Annotated in this window: 22 protein-coding genes; 4 read left to right on the top strand and 18 right to left on the bottom strand. The window is 44.2% G+C overall.

The window, feature by feature from the left end; all coding sequences use genetic code 11:
• Genes ACE5CV_RS07950 through ACE5CV_RS07910 form a run of 9 tightly spaced genes read right to left on the bottom strand, consistent with a single transcriptional unit; the run spans position 1 to position 7,125 of the window.
• The gene (locus tag ACE5CV_RS07950) at positions 1-1,911 is read right to left on the bottom strand and encodes a hypothetical protein (protein ID WP_374949634.1); all 1,911 of its coding nucleotides are present in this window, start codon (positions 1,909-1,911) and stop codon (positions 1-3) included.
• 48 nt (positions 1,912-1,959) lie between these two features.
• Complete coding sequence (locus tag ACE5CV_RS07945; RefSeq protein WP_374949633.1) at positions 1,960-2,448, bottom strand: hypothetical protein; 489 nt, start codon at positions 2,446-2,448, stop codon at positions 1,960-1,962.
• The gene (locus ACE5CV_RS07940) at positions 2,445-3,287 is read right to left on the bottom strand and encodes a hypothetical protein (RefSeq protein WP_374949632.1); all 843 of its coding nucleotides are present in this window, start codon (positions 3,285-3,287) and stop codon (positions 2,445-2,447) included. Before ACE5CV_RS07940 ends, ACE5CV_RS07945 begins: the two co-directional genes overlap by 4 nt.
• Entirely contained in the window at positions 3,250-3,741 is a 492-nt protein-coding gene (locus ACE5CV_RS07935) for a hypothetical protein (RefSeq protein WP_374949631.1), read from the bottom strand. Before ACE5CV_RS07935 ends, ACE5CV_RS07940 begins: the two co-directional genes overlap by 38 nt.
• Positions 3,701-3,958: a hypothetical protein gene (locus ACE5CV_RS07930; protein WP_374949630.1), complete on the bottom strand. Its 258-nt coding sequence runs from the start codon at positions 3,956-3,958 to the stop codon at positions 3,701-3,703. Before ACE5CV_RS07930 ends, ACE5CV_RS07935 begins: the two co-directional genes overlap by 41 nt.
• Complete coding sequence (locus ACE5CV_RS07925) at positions 3,955-4,533, bottom strand: N-acetylmuramidase family protein (protein ID WP_374949629.1); 579 nt, start codon at positions 4,531-4,533, stop codon at positions 3,955-3,957. Before ACE5CV_RS07925 ends, ACE5CV_RS07930 begins: the two co-directional genes overlap by 4 nt.
• Positions 4,530-5,513, bottom strand: coding sequence for a DUF6712 family protein (locus ACE5CV_RS07920; protein WP_374949628.1), 984 nt, complete (start codon positions 5,511-5,513; stop codon positions 4,530-4,532). The genes ACE5CV_RS07925 and ACE5CV_RS07920 overlap by 4 nt, the downstream gene beginning before the upstream one ends.
• Complete coding sequence (locus ACE5CV_RS07915; protein ID WP_374949627.1) at positions 5,513-6,874, bottom strand: hypothetical protein; 1,362 nt, start codon at positions 6,872-6,874, stop codon at positions 5,513-5,515. Before ACE5CV_RS07915 ends, ACE5CV_RS07920 begins: the two co-directional genes overlap by 1 nt.
• The gene (locus tag ACE5CV_RS07910) at positions 6,871-7,125 is read right to left on the bottom strand and encodes a hypothetical protein (RefSeq protein ID WP_374949626.1); all 255 of its coding nucleotides are present in this window, start codon (positions 7,123-7,125) and stop codon (positions 6,871-6,873) included. Before ACE5CV_RS07910 ends, ACE5CV_RS07915 begins: the two co-directional genes overlap by 4 nt.
• A gap of 119 nt (positions 7,126-7,244) precedes the next feature.
• On the opposite strand from ACE5CV_RS07910, the gene ACE5CV_RS07905 reads away from it, so the two are divergent.
• From ACE5CV_RS07905 to ACE5CV_RS07895, 3 genes are read left to right on the top strand one after another with little or no spacing between them, the layout of a single operon-like run.
• Positions 7,245-7,463, top strand: a complete 219-nt coding sequence (locus ACE5CV_RS07905) for a hypothetical protein (protein WP_374949625.1) — start codon at positions 7,245-7,247, stop codon at positions 7,461-7,463.
• Positions 7,453-8,148 (top strand): hypothetical protein, encoded by a 696-nt coding sequence (locus ACE5CV_RS07900; RefSeq protein WP_374949624.1) that lies wholly within the window; start codon positions 7,453-7,455, stop codon positions 8,146-8,148. Before ACE5CV_RS07905 ends, ACE5CV_RS07900 begins: the two co-directional genes overlap by 11 nt.
• A gap of 14 nt (positions 8,149-8,162) precedes the next feature.
• Positions 8,163-8,522, top strand: coding sequence for a hypothetical protein (locus ACE5CV_RS07895; protein ID WP_374949623.1), 360 nt, complete (start codon positions 8,163-8,165; stop codon positions 8,520-8,522).
• Between the two features lie 124 nt (positions 8,523-8,646).
• On the opposite strand, the gene ACE5CV_RS07890 is transcribed toward ACE5CV_RS07895, so the two are convergent.
• The 8 genes from ACE5CV_RS07890 to ACE5CV_RS07855 form a co-directional block, all read right to left on the bottom strand.
• Entirely contained in the window at positions 8,647-9,705 is a 1,059-nt protein-coding gene (locus ACE5CV_RS07890) for a DUF932 domain-containing protein (RefSeq protein WP_374949622.1), read from the bottom strand.
• A 3-nt stretch (positions 9,706-9,708) separates the two neighbouring features.
• Positions 9,709-9,840: a hypothetical protein gene (locus tag ACE5CV_RS07885; protein WP_374949621.1), complete on the bottom strand. Its 132-nt coding sequence runs from the start codon at positions 9,838-9,840 to the stop codon at positions 9,709-9,711.
• A gap of 64 nt (positions 9,841-9,904) precedes the next feature.
• Entirely contained in the window at positions 9,905-10,441 is a 537-nt protein-coding gene (locus ACE5CV_RS07880; protein ID WP_374949620.1) for a hypothetical protein, read from the bottom strand.
• 386 nt (positions 10,442-10,827) lie between these two features.
• A complete protein-coding gene (locus ACE5CV_RS07875; protein WP_374949619.1) occupies positions 10,828-12,348 on the bottom strand; it encodes a hypothetical protein in 1,521 nt (506 codons plus the stop codon).
• Positions 12,326-12,922 carry a hypothetical protein gene (locus ACE5CV_RS07870; RefSeq protein ID WP_374949618.1) on the bottom strand — a complete coding sequence of 199 codons (597 nt, stop codon included), beginning with the start codon at positions 12,920-12,922 and terminating at the stop codon, positions 12,326-12,328. The genes ACE5CV_RS07875 and ACE5CV_RS07870 overlap by 23 nt, the downstream gene beginning before the upstream one ends.
• On the bottom strand, positions 12,919-13,203 hold the full coding sequence (locus tag ACE5CV_RS07865; protein ID WP_374949617.1) for a hypothetical protein: 285 nt from the start codon (positions 13,201-13,203) through the stop codon (positions 12,919-12,921). Before ACE5CV_RS07865 ends, ACE5CV_RS07870 begins: the two co-directional genes overlap by 4 nt.
• A complete protein-coding gene (locus ACE5CV_RS07860) occupies positions 13,190-13,603 on the bottom strand; it encodes a hypothetical protein (protein ID WP_374949616.1) in 414 nt (137 codons plus the stop codon). Before ACE5CV_RS07860 ends, ACE5CV_RS07865 begins: the two co-directional genes overlap by 14 nt.
• 157 nt (positions 13,604-13,760) lie before the next feature.
• Positions 13,761-14,456, bottom strand: coding sequence for a hypothetical protein (locus ACE5CV_RS07855; RefSeq protein WP_374949615.1), 696 nt, complete (start codon positions 14,454-14,456; stop codon positions 13,761-13,763).
• 39 nt (positions 14,457-14,495) lie between these two features.
• On the opposite strand from ACE5CV_RS07855, the gene ACE5CV_RS07850 reads away from it, so the two are divergent.
• The gene (locus ACE5CV_RS07850; protein WP_374949614.1) at positions 14,496-15,128 is read left to right on the top strand and encodes a hypothetical protein; all 633 of its coding nucleotides are present in this window, start codon (positions 14,496-14,498) and stop codon (positions 15,126-15,128) included.
• Here ACE5CV_RS07850 and ACE5CV_RS07845 read toward each other — a convergent pair.
• On the bottom strand, positions 15,125-15,367 hold the full coding sequence (locus ACE5CV_RS07845; protein ID WP_374949613.1) for a hypothetical protein: 243 nt from the start codon (positions 15,365-15,367) through the stop codon (positions 15,125-15,127). The genes ACE5CV_RS07850 and ACE5CV_RS07845 overlap by 4 nt on opposite strands.
• Positions 15,368-15,427: the final 60 nt, after the last annotated feature.

Below are 15,427 nucleotides of genomic sequence, written 5' to 3'. Positions count from 1 at the left end.
TTATAAAGAATCAGGGTTTTGTTTGTTGAGCCAGATGATCAGCATATCGCCATCATTAATTTCGAAATCCTCCCAAAGTATCTTGAAGCTGCCGGCAGCTTTGTTAAAACTGATTTCTGATGGACGGAAATAATTAGCGGTTTGCGTTGAGTTGACCACGTAATTTTCCTTACCGGTAAGGCGCTTAGGCGCTGTGTAAACCTGGTACCGGCCGTCCCTGCTTAAGTGTGTGTCATCGTGGAGTACTATAATATAGTCGCCTTCACTTCCGCCGCCATCGCCCGGGTCAACACCGGTCGGCGGTGTGCCGGCGATGTTTAACAGCTGATCGATCGTATCGTCGACAACCTTGGTTTGATCCTCGGTATAATTATCTTCCTCGTACTTGACTGCGTATTCAAAGCTGCTTGCGTAGACATACTGGCCGTCCAATGGCTCTTCGACAGTTTGGGTAGTGATCTGGATGGGAATGAGCTTTCCATCTTCAAAGGCGTAAACTGCCGGTGAGCGAAAGAAGTCGCGGATAAGAGCAACATTGCGTTTACCTGATTCCGAATATCCTGCATTGACCGTGTATTTCTCCTGGATAGTAATGTTGCACTCGGTAAAATCGCCGGTAAGTGCAGCTGTGGCTTTGTCGGTATCGAGGCGTGCTGTATCGCTCTTGCGATCATATTTGCCGAATGACTTTCCTGTAGTGCGAACGGTTTGAAATGCTCCGTAGCTGTTAAAATAGATGAAATATCGTGGCCATTGCTGATATCCGTATTCCAAAATATTGGCGTAAGCCGCGGAAACATATCCTGCTGCAGTTTTAATTCTGCAGGTGTAATACAATGGAATTTTGTTAGCTGCCTGACGGCCGGCAATGGCCAGCTGATTAAAGCCGGTTTGGAACTGAAATTTCGCATAAACAGGGATTGATAAGCCGGTAACGGCGTTGAATGTGTAAACGGTCTGATCGGCGTTATAAACCTTTATTTCCAGATCTGCTACAATGTCCTGGGCTGAGATATTGATGAAAGTCAACCACTCCGGCTGATCAGCGCGAACAATTTTGTTTTTGCTGCCCTGGCGAAGAAATCTATTCTGCGCAGGATCTGCCGGCACCGGGCATAATTCGGATACCAGGTTGCGGATTGTTGCCGCCTTTTTGCCCAGGCCTCCCATATTTACCACAGATACCGATGTCCTGCGCAGCCTCCAAATGGCAGGATCTGCGCCCTGGTACTGGGCGTACTTGCAATAGTAGGCACGTATTGATTTTAAGCAGCGCGAAAAGGGATTTACTAGTTCCGGATAGTCCGGCCGTAAAAAACTATGCAGGATATCAGTACCGAGATCAAGTGTTGTTTTGCCGGTAACGGGATAATCGAGTTCGACGTTTCCGTTAAATGCGGACAGGTAACCGTCGTTGGCCATGTTGCGTATCACAACTTCTTCATGATGACGGAAATTTGCTTTGAGCGAGTCGCTCACACCCGGCACCGTAACCGAGCAGGTTACACTGCCGGCAGCAAATTCAGTAAAATCCAAATCCGGACTTTTCCTATTCCCTGTAAATATAAGCGCCGGTTTCGGCCCTGCCAGATCAACGGCCACATCAAAGTCGCGATCGATGAAAGAATTACCCTGGTACCAATCCAATAGAGCGGAAACATATGCAGCGCTGCCGTCACCGGTAGGAAACTGCAGGCCCGAATCGTTCGGATTAAGTTTGGCGGTCATTGTGGCCGCACCGGTATCCCAGGATAAAGCAATAACCGTATCTGCAGCAATAGGGCCGCTAAAAGCTAAACGGTTTATGGTAGTTGCCGGCACCGCGTCGCGGTAGTCCGTACTTTCCACTATGAATGGAATAAGATTTTGGCTGAATGCGATATTTGGAAGAAGCTGTGCTGTGGCTGGCATAACACGAAAATGCTATGCGAGGGGGTTTAAAAAAACGACAGCAATTTATCAGACCTGGTTAAACCAGTCCTCGAGGGTAAACAGGTAAATATTTCCATATCGGCCATCGCCGATCGGGCCGACCGGCTCCATCGTAAACGATTCCAGGTTAAGCGATGTAAAAATATCAACATGGCGGTCACTGATCATCTTTTTAACTAAAGCATCGCCAATTTCTTCGCATTCGCTTTTTGCTACTACTTTGGCACGTTCGCCCGGCATCTTTGGCAATTTTTTTAATACCAGGAAACAAATGTTTTTGCCCCAGTACTGTGCGCCGGCTTGCACCGGCAACATTTTTTTGTCGTATGGAAGCAGGATTAATATAAACTCCTTTTGACTGATTTTAACCAGGTCATCCAGACTGTTCTCCTGCGTGTCACTGGCTATAAATGCAGTATCTCTGGTCACTTTAAAATCATCGTTGGCCACGTGCTGCAGCTGATCATTTTCTACAGCAAAATCCGAGAAGTAATCAACCAGGTCTAATAATTTCATACGCCGTATTTCTCTTTTAAAGCTTTCATTTTTTCGTTGTTGCGTGCAAGCGAAAAGAAAACCATGTTTAAATATTCTTCTTCGAGTTTTTCGGCGCCACCAAATTTAGGATCTCCTCTCAGGTCATCATAAACGCCCAACCATCCGTCACCAGATTGTTCAACCGAAGTGTTGTCGTTCTCCAGTTGCTCCGGAAATAAGCTTTCATATTGCAGCGTAATTTGCTTAAGGCAAGAACGGAACCACACATAGATACCCTGGATCACCGGCTTATTAAGCTTTGCTATCAATAACGCCCTGCTATCTATCAACGTGTCGTTAAACTTTTGCCGGCGATCTCCGCGAAATGTTGGAGAACCAGGTACGTAATCGGGGCCGATGCCGGCAGGTCTGTAAATGGTTGCGACAAGTTTTTGCAGATCTGCGATATCTTCAGATTCCGTGTACGCTGCCAGGTACGAGGCTGCTGCACACCATTCGGCAAAGCGAAGATTATCCATCCCATCACTGGGGCCGATAAAGGTTTCTTTACCAATGGTGATCTCCGGCAGTAGATTTTTTGTCAGATCTAACTTATTGAATACCCAATCAACATAATGTAATTGACGGCGCATGTCGTCGTCGTCAAATTTTTCAATAAAAGGGTAATGCTTCATTGTCAAAAGCACAAATGCCCGAACCGTTTTATCGTATTTGGACATTTGTGCATCGGTAGCCAGATATAGACTTGCCAAATGCGGATAAATATCAGCCGGCACCTCGTGCCAGGCTTCCGGCAGATCTACATCTTCAGTAAGTGTCTTACCGTTGTGCTCCAGTATCAGTGTTAGAAAATTCAATTTGATTTTTCAGGTTAGAAGTGTAAAACCATTTAGCCAAATAAACGCCGTCCGCCCAATCAAATTTACCATCGGCCACGAGTTCGGTAATTGCTCCGGATAAGTTCTGAAGCGCTTTTGTGCGTTGTTGGCCATCAGGCAGGCCCTGAATGAATTGCGCTGCACATTTTAAGATCTCTTCAGTACTGGAAGCTTCGCTGCAGTTTTTTACCAGACCCAATTCTACAACGATCACCGGCAAATATGCGCGAAGCAGATCTTTTACCTTATCATCGGCATTACCAGGAATTAAGGCTGTAACGATATCTGCGATTGGCGAATCGACAAAACGTTTTAAATTTTCTGTCACAACAACAGCAACAACTACAGCCTTTCGGAGTTCTGCAGGCAGAGTTGAAAAGTAAGCGCCAATTTTAGTGATTAGCGTTTGAAGGAATGCTTTGATCTTTTTCATTTTTATTTTTCCGTTTAAATTTTGCGTAGATATTGACGGCACCGGTAACGGCCGCAACGATGAAACCAGTCCAGATACCCAATGCGGATATCAGCTTAAGTACCTTTTCATCGGTTATAAAGTGGTAAGTGGCACCGAGCAGGCCGGTACTGCTACCTGATGCAATGCCTATGCGCCAGTTTTTCTCTAGCAGGAAGCAGTTAATTTGCCTGATCATGATATTTTATATAAGGTTTTAAAATAATTGTATGCTCTGCGCAGCTTGCCGCCGTAATCGTTCCGTTTCCAAAGTGCACCGTTGTACCTATATGCAAAATTGTCGGCCATGTCGTAAAAGTTCTTCATGAAGCGGTCAAGCTTGCGATACAGGCAATACTTCACAAATGCCATCAGCTGATTGCTGTCGCCTAATTTCATGGCAGTAATAAATTCATGGATGGAGCGATATCCGCACTCTATATAATTTTCACCCATGATCTGGAACATTCCCCAGCTGGTCGACAGCATAGCTGCTATTGGGTCAAGTTCAAATGCCTGGTTAAACCGGTTGTAAGCTTTCTCACCGAACTCACTATACTTTTCTGTCCATTCAGGATAAGAAAGCGATGGATGAGATTTGTCAAATTTGCCTTTTGTATACCGGTGGAATACATGGCCCTCAAACTTTAAAACGATTTTGCCTGAGCCATAGAAGCCATGGCCATTACTTTCTACCAGGGTAATTGCCCTGATCACTGCGACATTGCACCCTAAAGCTTTAGCGGCCGCTGCTATATCTTTTTCCGTTATCATACTACTAAAAATGAATTTTCCTGTTTGTTGACTAATTTGAAGGTGGCGTTATCATCCACCGGTGGTTCGTAATCCGGATAGTCGCCCGGGTTGTTGGCCAATTCTTCAGCCAGATCACTTAAATATTTGCTTCCATCGGCCTGTAGCTGCTGATATGCCTTGTCGATCTGTAAGGCATTGGCCGGCTGTTTTTGCTGGCTGTTATTGTTGGCCAGGTTTAAATTGGTAGATACACCGTAGTCGGTTACGTCAACCGCCTTAGTGAACACAGCCCTGGCCATGGTTAGCAGCGCAACCGCGGGGCATATGTAATCGTCCAGTAGTGTTTGGTAGTGAGCGCTTACGGTATCAGTAAGTATTGCTTCTTTAAGTGCTTTAAAAAGCTTCTTACCGGTAGTGGTTTTAATATCAAAATCCTCTACCTGGCGCATTATCGGACGGATAGCGAGGTATGTGTACCTGGCTTGCCTGATATCATACAGGTCGGAGAATTTAAGGCCCGACTGAATGAAGTACTTTTTATAATCCTTGTAAGCGCTGCTAGTTGCCCAGGCAGCATAGTGGGTCGGTTTACTCTCCAGGTGGGCAAGCATCGCATCAAGTGCGTCATAGCCCGCCATGATATAAGCTTCCCTTAAATTAATTTCCTGATATTGAAAGGCGGTTTTGTTTGAACCGCTTTCGACCCTTATAGCACCCTCTTGGCCAAGTGTGGCGGAAAGGCGGCTAACGGCAAGTGCCATTGCGAGATTGGCCACTGCTTCCTGAGCAAGATTTAATAAATCCTCAAGATCTTCGCTCAGGTCGCCTTCAGCGTCCATTGCGTCGGTTAAAACGGCATATTGCTCAATACCCAATACCGGTATCAAAAATCTGCGAATGGCCATCGTAACGGATGGTTTGTAAAGTGAAAAATCTGCCGAGGCACTTGTCTCGATATATTTGAGTAGATCATCAATATTTGCGATTATTCCTGCCATTAGCTTAAATCTTTAGAGGTTCCTTTACCCTGATCGAGCGTGGTTAACACCTGATCAATGGTGCGCAACTGTATTTCAGGATCGTATTTATTATACTCACGGACAAATGGCCACCAGCTGTAAAGCGTGTCGCGGTCACCCTGCGCACTTGCGATTAACTGGAGCCAACCTTCGCGGATATTGCTGCCGCCGTTTTGATGGTTCCCACCGGCAGGATCACCTAATCCAAAGAGCGCCGGGTTAATGCCTATAGAGAAAAGTATGTGTGAAAGCGCTGTAGTGTCTACACCTGTCCAGCTGTCGTACTTCATTTTATCCTCGAGTGCGGTAATTTTCCAGCCTGCTGCTTCTTTGCCGGTTTGCTTATCGACCATATAATGGCTGATGAAAGCCTTCATCTGGTTGTCCTTACCGCTTAGGAAATCATTTATTTCCTGAAGCTTTGTGGTTACCAGGGCGCTGCGGTCTTCTTCCGACTTTTTCATAAAGCCAGGGTATGCGCCCTCCCAGTAACTCATCGGTATCTCAATGTGATATTTAATCGACATCACATTTTTGATCATCGATTTGACGATTGCCGGTATACTGTTGGAGTTCCCTAACCAGCCATTTTTAAGAATGGCGTTTTGTATGGTTTCAGCATAGTAGTCATTCAGGATATCATAGCTCTGTATGGGAAAACAGTATTTCCACTTGTTCTTCTCATAGCGAACTCGGTCAACTTCCAGGTAATACAGATAGCTGTCAATGCACGGAAACGAGTCGATCTGTGTATCTGAAGGGTTTGGCCAATTAGCCGAACGGTGGACATTGTCGATGCGGCCCAGTGACTCGTTAAAAGGCTCGAAACGGAATTTTGCAGCTTTGTCATGGGTAACCATTGATATTTCGCTCCTGCTGTCATTCAGGTGGAAAAGCGGAAAAACCATCCCCCACCAAACGAAGTCGGCAATACACCGGTTCCGGAAAACATCAATGTTACTGCGGCGCAAAAATTCGTTAACCCGTTTGTCGCTAACAATCTCAACGACTTCTTTTTTTGCGTCCTGATCAAAGCCGGTTACCTTACAGGTTACTATCTGCTTGCCATAAAGCATTTCGGTTTTTAACTTCAATGCCCTGGTAGCAACGCCATTCATCCGGAACTCTCTGGCGGCTTCAACCGGATAATTATTGCCCGGGCCCCACGGTACCCATTTGTAGCTGCCGGCAGTTGCTTCTAATGTGCTTGGAGTTACAGACGTTGGCTTGGATTTCGGGCCATCGTTGAAGTCACCAGAGCCACTTACAACGAAATTACTGCCTACCAGGTGAGCCGATAGCGGCAGGCCTTGTGCGTTATATTGAATCTTGCTGCTCATGGATAAACTTGCATTCCGTTAATTTGAAAGACGAGCCGTAAGTGCACTGCGGTTATTTTGCCGCTTTCTTCCCGATAACCGATCATTTCATGGTCTTTACAGCTGTAAGGCAGGCCGCATTTGGTTACATTTTCTACCGTGATCCAGTCACCACCGGTTTTTTTTGATCGGTGGCAACTGAGATACACCATAGAGAATGCGCCGGCAGCCATTAGCTTGATCATGTCGCGGTAATGGATAGCACTGGTCATTTCATCTTATATCAATTGTTTAAATAATTAGAGAATGCTAAGATGCAGCACCAGGTAAAGGATAAAAACGACAGTGCATTTTCGCTTGCGTGAATGCAAGCGTTTTGATAGATTTGTGTATGACAACTAAAGAAGCTTTCGCAGATCTCCTCAGTAGAAAAGCCTGGTATAAAAACACCGGCATAAATAAGAATACAGCCGACTCCTTAACTAAAAGATTTAAAGACGGAGTGTTTATCAGCGAGCCAAAAATGGATGAGGTGTTAACTACTGCAGGATACCAAGTAATTCAAGAAAAATTGTGGAGTAATTTAAAAGACGGAAAAGATGGAGAATGAAAAACTTAAAGTGGAGGTAACAATCCCTGGCGTTTCGGATTTAGGCGAAGCAACTGGGAAAGCTATGGATTTAGGGATCGACGCAGTTAAGGGATTCTTAACGGCAACTTGTAAGCCGATATTACAAGAGTTTGGTCTTTTTGGTAAAGACATTGTAAGAGAGTACAGAGTTTTGAGAGCTATAAATTTTGTAAAAAAGGCGCAAGCTAAAATTCAAGAATATAATATTGACCCAACATATTCTATTAATCCTAAACTTGCTTTGACAATTTTTGAAAACGCATCTTTAGAGCCATCGGAAGAACTTCAAGAGTTGTGGGCTGGACTATACGCGAAGTCACTATCGCCAGATGGTACAGACGACGAAGCAATAATGTATATCGACACGTTGAAAAAGCTTACGGCAAGCCAACTCAAGCTTTTATTGTTTGCCTCAAAAATTCCACGACCGTGGAGAATTGAGATTACTGAAGATGAGATAAAAGGCATTATGGCACTTGATGACTTTGAAAGAATAAAGCGTGAGGTATTTAACCTGCGATCTCAACGTCTTTTGGGTAATGCTCAAGGGATTATGCAGCAAGGCGATAGCGTATGGGAAAATTATAGGGATGGTAAAATCAGTATTTGGTTTTCTATTTATGGGCAAGGTTTGTTAACCAAATGCGGCATTGATGTAGCATAATTTTATCTTTGGCTATGGGAATTTTAAGAAAAATGAAGCGTAGCGAGCAAAAAGCTACCGTAACGGACATTATAAAAACGGTGCAGCTCGCTGATCAGCTGGTAAAACTAGGTTTGCTGCGTTTAGATCTAGAAAATTTTGCGGCCCACTTTTATCCGGAAGTCTGGGATGGCAAGGATGATATGTTCATCAGGAATTGGTGTAAAAATATAGCCCAGGCAATTTTCGCAAAGACTGGCTCAACCTATAATCCTAATAAGGTTTTAAAGCTTTATAGTTTAGCAATGGCCGGAAAGCCTGTAGGAACATTCTCTATAAAAAGTGGATTAGTAAGAGCGAGGGAAAGCGAAGCAGAAAGCGTCGGCCAGGATTAGAGCCTTTTTCTTTTGCTACTTTTCTTTCAGGCGACTGAAAAAAGAAAAGTAGTCCGAACACAGCAATGCCACCTACTTTTTTTAAGTTGTGGCTGCTGTAGAGGCTTTTTAAGCCGTTATTCCTTTAATTCAAGCTTAAAACACCATCTTTTTCATGGGCTAAACACAGGTCAAATGCCGTTTGGCTCTTTACTTGCCCACCGCCAAACATGATATTTTTGAGTTTAGCCTCCTGATTTCTATAAGTTTTAACGTTTTGATAGTAGCCTGTTATCGCATTATATGCGCCAAATAACGTTCCTTTTGTGGTTACTGTCTGCTGTGTTTCGTCTCCGAACGCATATTCGGCAATCTTTTCGCACTTATTTTTAAATACTGAAGAGAAATTTTCCCTTTCATCAGCCAAAACATACTGCAGCGCTTCTTTACTTGGCGCCATTGCTTGCTCAACAAGTTTCAAGAGTTGCTTATCTGTTACTTTAACTTTTGCCCATCGGTTAAAAATGCCCTCTAATTCTGTCGATAATTTGTTACTTATCTCTAAAGTTTTGTGCGCTTTTTTCAAATTTTCAACTGCGCTCTGTGTGTGCCTTATCCTTATAACATTACTCAGGTTACCTAAAGCTGCGTTAAGTGTATTTTGGCAAACAATACGCACAGGCGTAAAGGCTGCAACTATACTACCGCTCCCGTCATGGGTAGTGGTCAAGAACAAATATTTTTCTATTAGGTCGTTTCGTCCAACTTGTATATAACCCGGCAGCTTGGCAGTAATAAAAATCTTCTCCCCGTTCCCCAGTGCGCCGGCCGTTTCGTACATAATGCCATCACCGCCAACAATGCTATCGAAAAACGTAAAGGCATCACGATTTTGCACTACTTCGTAATCGTTGCCCACTACGCCTAAAACTTGATCGGTATCTGCACGGACGGTTGCAAAGAAATTAGGGACTTGTAACTCTGGAATAATTATATCGTGTTCATCATCGCCTAAAAAATTTTGAGTGTCTGTAGTGAATAACGGGCGTTTGTCTACAATGAAATCTAAGCCTGCAAATTGCATCGCTTCGCTGCTCGTCGGGTACTCCGTTACAATTTGTCCTAATCCGTGCCATGGTGCAACGTCTTTCGACATAAAGCTGTGTTTACCTGTTTTCTCGTTTAAATTTATATTGTGTGCCATTGGTTAGTTATATGTGTGAAAAAATGCGTTTAACTCAAATTCGTATTTGTCGGGATTTTCAATAGAAAGTTGCTCTGTGTACCCATCCCAAAAAAGGTTGTCCATCAGTTCGGTAAAAAGGGATATATTTGCCATGTTCTTATAAGGTTTTAAATAACAGCCCGAAAGTTTCGCCGACAATCGGGCTGTTGCTTTTTAATTAGTTAGGGAAAACGATAGAATTTTCGATTTGCGCCTTTCTTGTGTAGCAAGATTCTTTTATAAAATCTGCTACTTTCAAAATCAAATTTGATGTGTTCGTTACGAACTGCTTGCCATTGTTGGCCATGATGATAAGCTTACATCCTGAAAAGTGATTGCCCTCCAATTCGTCAGCTTCATCCATTAAATGAATTTCAAATTCTTCAAGGTCCGCAATACGGTCTAACAGGTTGTTGCGCTGAACGGTCAGGCGGTGCAAATCTTCTACCATCCTTAATTTTTCTTCGATGGTCAGCTGTGGCAGCACTGGCGCAACGGGTGCGATTGGTTGTAAAACCTCTCCCTGGGTGATTGGCTGTTCGGCTTGCGGTTCGTCCTTTGTTGCTTCTTCCTGGAATGCGCCAGTCGATGGTTCGTCCTTTAGAAGCGCCTCGGTGTTGTCTACCGCTCCTGCGCCTAATTCGCTTTCCACCTCGTTAGATGGGTTGTTGTTCACTGCTACGGCTGTTTTGTAGGCTCTGTTGTTCTTTTTCATGTTCTTGGGTTTTAAAATGTTTGTTTTTCGTTTGTTAATTAATTGATTATCTGTTACTTTCAATACTTAAAGATAGGTAAATACTTGCATGTGTGCAAGTATTTAAGAGAAAAAAATCATCTTTTTTGCATTTTTTTTTAATAAAAGCACTTTTTTCAAAAATCTTGGAAAAACTATTTGCAATAATTTGATAGATAGCGATTTGAATAAAATTCGCTCTTCAAATTTTGTCAAATCCTTGCAGGAGCACCCCGCAGAGCCCTGTCGAAAAAAGGCAATTGCACGTTGCAAAAATCCCGAAATATGAAACGGCGTGCCCCTTCAAACACGGCGCAAGCCAGCCTTTGAACACGGGCGTGCCCCTTACAACCACGCGGAACGCAGCCTTATTTAGTTAGATTGTATACACCTGCAGGAAGCCATAGGCCTAAGGACGAGAGTTGACTTGCGTACTTGAAGTAAGCAAGCATATCCCCTGCATCGGAGAAGTGGGTAGTGTACCGCTGATCCAGTGAGTCCTTACGCTCACCAGTCTTAACCTTTTCAATCCCTTTTTTACCTTCTTTGGCTTCGGCATTGTTGATTGATTCAATAAGATATTTGCAATTAAAGCGGTTCCATAGAAAAATGGGAAGCGATGGATCATTGTTACGCATGGCGATACCCCAGAAGTTGTATTTGTCAACATGCGTAGGCGCACCGCCATAGTACTGCCTGTTAACAGTCCAGCCGCGGGCTACCAGCGTATCTACTACGAGTTCCTCATATGTTTTAGGCGCACGACCATCACGGCCCGTAGCGGTTTGATCATAATAGTAGTTCACAACCTTGTTGTTGTGGTACTGGTAGTAGTCGCACCATTGGTTAACCAGGTCAACGGTAAGCTTTGGTGATTCTACACTAAATGCGCTGATATAGCGAAAGACACCGAGTGATTCCTGTCCGGTGACTATACAGTTGAATTTACCGTAATCCAAAGCAATATCAAGTTCGGCATGCGGGTAATGGTCACCATCCTGCCGGCAATCCAAATGATTGAACGAAGCGATATCATAGCCTTTAGAGTCAACGAGGCCGGCCAAATAATCATTGTTATACGCAGTATAAGTATGAATCTTCTCATTAAAAATGGGGTAGAAACCGCCTTTTAATGCTTTTGGTCGAATGTTGTCGATCTCAATTGCATATTCGTATGGCGTCATTATACGCTTCTGATCTTCAAACCAACCGTTAGGCAGGTTGTCGGCATTGATGTGCGAGCTCGCACGCAGGTACAAGATCTTATCCGGATTGAGCATCGCTTCTTCCTGGTACTTGTACATGAATTTGCCGATTTGAGTACGCGGGATTGACGATGTATAAGTTTGATTGCGATATCGCCTGCAATTCTCAAACCTGGCTTTCTGACCACGTATGGTGGCCAGGGTTTCCGCCTGAAATTTCTCCGGGTCAAGTAATGCAAACTCATCGGCCATGCCGGATGCAGTGTTCAAGCCCCTAGAGTTTGTGTCCTGGCTTAATAACAGGTAGGTTGCGCCATTATACCAGTAAATAGATCTGGCATAATCCAAAGGTGGCTCATAGGCCTCAGGCCACCTCCACCCTTTCGGTGGTTTACGGCCGACAAAATAATGAAGATCCTTTACGTAGCCGAGCATGCTTAACGATTGAATCGTTGAAGGCAGCGTCCTTGTTAAGATCTGTTGGAAAGTAGCGCCCTGAATAAAGTTGGTAGATCTGGGCATGTCATGTACCACGTCGACCATTTCATCAGCCAGTACTGTTGATTTACCAACGCCACGGCCGCCCTCGACAACTTTAACCGGTTGCCGGGCCATGCGGACCGCCATTTGCATGAGGTTGCGCCTGATCTGCTTCCGTGGCCTATCTGTCCGTGTGCTGATCATCGTTAATTATCTCCGCGTCAACGGCCATTGAATTCATTGCATTACCCATTAAGGTGTCCAGATCCACAACGCCTTTGGTAGTTATAAGCTGCAGTGTGTCGGTAGCCGGCTTATCCAGGCCAATTTCAATAATGTGTTGCTCGAGCATTTCCGGATTGAACGGCTGCTCGATCTCTTTACCGCCAATGGCCATCAGCTCCTTAGCACCTTTGATCATCACGTCCGGATTATTTTGGTCGCGTGCCATGCCGATCGCATCACGGATAATTTCCATGGCCAGGTGCTGTATCGCTTCAGGTTTAGTTTTAGATGAATAACCAAAAACGTCCTGAGCATCATGGATATATCGCCTCGCCGTTGAAGTACTTATTCGTTCACCGCGATGGATTGATAGTTTGATCAATACATTAATTGTATCCGGTATAGAACTATAATTTCTAATCAGCGTGTAAGCGTCCACATAATAGTCGAGTAACTGCTTTTGCTTGGCTGTAAAATGATCAATCCCTGTCTCTGGGGACTTCAGGTAAGCGATGATCGCATCCTTATTTGTGTCTTTGTCGATCAGGTTCATTGCTTCTTATCGTTTAGGAAAATATCTTTTGATAGCTTTAGCTCTATCGCCTGTGCCGGTGAGGACAGCTGATCACTGAGCCTGCAAACGCTCATGTTAAATTCGGCTTTACGCTTAAGGCGCCCTTTCAGAAAGGCCTTGCCCTCATCTGTCTTTGGGTCGCTTAAATTCTTGGCTGATTGTTCATCCAGAGAGCAGATGATGGTGATATCGGCCTTGCTCATGTAACCAGGGCCGGCGAAGCTTTCTATTTCGACAAGCTGCTCGTTAGTTATGGCCATAAACTTCCTCCTTAATCCAGCCGGCGTTAGCCAGGGCAATTGATTCATCCCAAAATATAGCACCTACCTCTTTACGCGGGTTTTTGGTGTAGTTAGCGGAACCAATAAGCGTAATGTGGTGGGTACCGCTGATCACTACGGTAGCTTTAGCATGGATGTGGCCTATTGACAGGTTTGGGAAAGCTGCAACCGCCTGCTGAAATACTGCAGGTTTACGATTGCGTAGCCCAACATCTATTACTGCATTGAGTTCGGTGATCATGCCGGCGGCTTTCCAGGTCAAGAACCTGTTAATAGCCACTTCACTTATTGCCCAGGTGGTGAATGATACCTCGGCCGCTCCCGTTATAACTAGAATATATTCAAGTAAATCATAGTTGCTCCATGCCCCGTCAGTCATAAACCAGACCGCTTTTCCCGGCCTTAGAGCACCGATCGCGCTTTGGATGACACTAAGTGTATTTCCGCTACAAAATGAGCCTGAAGTGCTAAATTCGACGCCTTTAGCAAGCCTTTCAAGGTTAGGAGTGCGTATGGCCGGCGTGATATCTACGGAATTAAACAGCACTGGCCAACCTTTCTAAAACTAGTTTAAGCTTGATTTCATTAGCCTGAAGCCGCTGCATAACCTTATTTTTGCGTGGGCCGTCGCCCATGCTTTTTAATTTCTTGCTATCCTTGGAAATATAAGTCGGCAGGTTTTTGCTGAGCTTCATTAATTCTGGGACAACCATTTCATCAATCGCCGGCTCTGCTGCAGCTTTCACCTCTTCAGCCAGTTTACCTGTAGCGTGAAAATCTTTGATGGTATCCCAATTTCGATTTGTTTGATCACGATCATCAAGCAGCTGCAGCGCCATTTCCAATCTGGCAGGCGCTGACTCGGCAATTACAATCTTGTGGTGAAGCAGATCTGCGCGCCCATCAAGCTTTTTGTTTTCGGTATAAAGGTCTTTTATACCGTCTGGAGCCTTAGCCCATTCCGTATCAGTTAAGGAATGACTAACAGATCTCACCGGCATGCTAGCCAATGAAGGGATTGCCGAGGGCTTCGCCGTTTGGATAGCTTCAACAGCGTTTTCGTTTAAGGCCTCCAGGGCATCTACTAACCGGTTAAAGTGATAATCAGAGTTGCCGCGGTTTAACAGCACCTTTAAAGATGCGTTAGTCCCATATTGCTGGTATAGCTCATTGCCGGCAGCGTAGTTCTTATTTACCGATTTAAGCCAATTTGTGATAGTTGCAATTGCCATGTATCAAAAGTGCACCAGAGCAATTGCCAAAAAAACGACATGCGATTTTACCTACAATTATTAGCTTTGGGCATGCAACCCATTTTTAACATAACACAGAGTGATTCAATTGATTGGCCAGCATGGATTCAAGCAGGCGCTGCTGTATTTGCTGCCCTAGGATTATTTTGGACATTGAGATTACAATCAAAGGCTACCAGACTTCAAGCAATAGCGACCGATGCTCAAGTCGAATTTAGCAAGGAACAATCTGCAATTAACAAAGCACAGTTAGATGCATTGAGCCGGGATTATGCTCGATTCTTAAAAGAGATTCAACCTGAATTATATTTTGAAGTTGGACGCGAATTAAATCCTAAGTATGGATGGATAAGATATACAGTTAGAAAAAACCCAGCTTACAGTTTGCTCATTGAACATAGAGAAAGGGTAAAGTACAGCTTTAATGGTTTAGCAAACAAACCGTATGATGCAAACATTGATATACACCCAATTTTTAATTTCATAGGTGAATTTACCGAGGAAGAATTATTGGCAAATGAAAATGATGATAGCATTTATTTAAAGGCAACATTTAAAGACTTTATGGGAAACGCCTACTTCCAACACATAACAGTAGTTACCGATCCTGTGTTAGCTGTGATTCACAGTATCCCGCAAAAGATTGGTTAACAAACCTCTACCACAAACCATTTTATCGCGTTATTAGTACTTGGCATAGTTTCGTATTGCAAATACGTCATGACCATGTATACGTCTTCCGGATTGTACTGATCAGACGGGTAAATCGATTGGAGTCTTGAGAAGATCTCACCGGTAGAATAGAGCACTGGTAGAATAGCATCAGCCGGTTTTGAATAAAACCGTTCGACCAGGTTAACCAATTTAATTTGCTCTGCAGTAAGATCCATAAAAAACGGTAAGGGCTGCTCCCGAATGAACACACCCGTCCACGGTTTTGGCCCCTACAC

Source organism: Mucilaginibacter sp., assembly GCF_964263795.1.
Lineage (GTDB): Bacteria > Bacteroidota > Bacteroidia > Sphingobacteriales > Sphingobacteriaceae > Mucilaginibacter.
Note: the sequence above shows the minus strand (reverse complement) of the source record. Positions and strands in the feature narration are given on the sequence as shown.